Origin of the sequence: Chitinophaga sp. (genome assembly GCF_036566945.1) — a bacterium.
Lineage (GTDB): Bacteria > Bacteroidota > Bacteroidia > Chitinophagales > Chitinophagaceae > Chitinophaga.
On record NZ_DATCVJ010000213.1, the window covers coordinates 1 to 1,839 of the forward strand.

Here is a 1,839-nt window from a genome sequence, read left to right on the forward strand (position 1 = left end):
GCCATTTTTTCGGCGTCCTCAAAATGCAGGTTGTCATCTTCATCATCGGCCACTAAGGCAACCTGGTTGCGCCAGGGGCCAAAGGCGGCCGGTTGACGGTACCGGATAACCTTATCTGCTACCAGCGTTGCTTCGCTTACATTACGTGCCGGGATACGCCCGATGCCAATATCCAGCCGGTCGGGCACACTGCTTTGGGTAATATCTCCCCCATCCTTCAGTATGCCGAAATAGTCATCTGATACATAAGAGCGGATAGCATCCAGGGAAGCCTCACTTTGCCAGGAAGGAATATCGTTGGTATTATTTTTAATGCGCTGCCGGTAATCATAAGAGGCAGCGCCGAACAAGAGCAGGTAGCGGGGTGCAGGCCCCCGGTCATAAAACATTTTTACGTAGTCCCGGATAGCCGTTGGATCGGGGCTGCCAGCAGCAAATTCATTATACACCTGGTCAATGGTGGTCACCTGTACGGAAAGCTGATCCTGCGCACGGTGCATGGCTGCCAGCCTTTCTGCAGGCCCCTTTAACGCCGTGGTGGTAATAACGATCATATCTGCGGCGCTACTCCCATGCAGATCCTGGTTGGCTACCGGACCGGCATATACGGGATGCAGTGCTGCCCTGTCGTAAAAAGCAATGTATTCATGCAGCTGTTCGTTTTTGCCTGTAAACAGCACGGAATCGCCCTGTGATTGGTATTTCACAGCGACGGGCTTTACCGGATCAGTGACATCCCATATTTTCGTTTGCACATCGGCGTTATGGAGGGCAAAACGGCTGTCTTGCCCGCTACCAATATGAAGCGTACTACGAAAACCCAGCATTCCTGTTGCCGGCATTATTAAAGGACAAGTTGCCTGCACTTCCAGGTAGTCCAGCCATCCACGGTCATTGATATTATTGGGTGCTAACTCCACACCTATATCCAGCTGCGTCTGGGATGCAGTAGCACTACCGGAGCCGGTGGCGGCAGTAGCCACGCCTTCAAAAACATTATCCGTTACCGGTAGCAGGTATAAATTGCTGATGGCGGTGGACCCGTTAACGGTGGCATTGAAATTACATCCGCCACCACTGCGGGCGGCCACGCGCATGCTCACCGTCACTGGTCCTGCCGGTGCAGCGGGCAGCGTAAAACGATAGCTGCGGGACAACCCCAATACCTTACTGTATTCGGATCCCCACCATTGCTTGCCGCTACCCAGGAAGTTAAAACTATCCAGCTCATAAAACGAGCGATAGGTAAAAGTATATTCGGGGATACCAGTAGCTGGCCGGTTATTATCAGTTTGTATGCGTAGTCCTTCTCCCCCAACCGTAATATAATACCAGGCAACATCTGCATAAAGGTTGCGCTGATGGGTAAATGTACCGGCACTTTTATTATAGGTCCAGCCATGTGAGCCAGGGGCATAAAACAGCAGGTAGTCGTTTCCATCCAATATACCATCACCTCCATCTTCGGCATACAGCGCTACTTCCGGCAGATCGTCATAACGGGGGGTATTGTTGGGTTCCCCCAGCATTTGCCCGCCGTTGCCGAACAGCCGGATAGCCGTAACCGGTAGTTGCCGGGTATTAATCCCCATGCTTTCGAGAAAGGGCACATCTATTTTATAGACGCCGGGATCGGTAACAGACAGCTTATACCAGCTCCCGGTGGCGAGGACTGAATTTTTTTTATACTGACGAATACTGCTTTGGGCATATATTTCCTGTTGCTGCAGCAAAAAAACCAGGAACATCCCGATAAAAATATAATTGAGTTTCATTATCTTAATCGCAGTTTTTCGACCGGTTGATGTAGAAAACCCTTTATCAGCAGGGACGAATGGC

The 1,839-nt window shown here is 50.9% G+C and carries 1 protein-coding gene; it reads right to left on the reverse strand.

All coding sequences use genetic code 11. The features are described 5' to 3' along the window. On the reverse strand, positions 1-1,775 hold a 1,775-nt coding region (porU, locus tag VIP81_RS06105; protein WP_331957587.1), incomplete at its 3' end, for a type IX secretion system sortase PorU. Between the last annotated feature and the right edge of the window lie 64 nt (positions 1,776-1,839).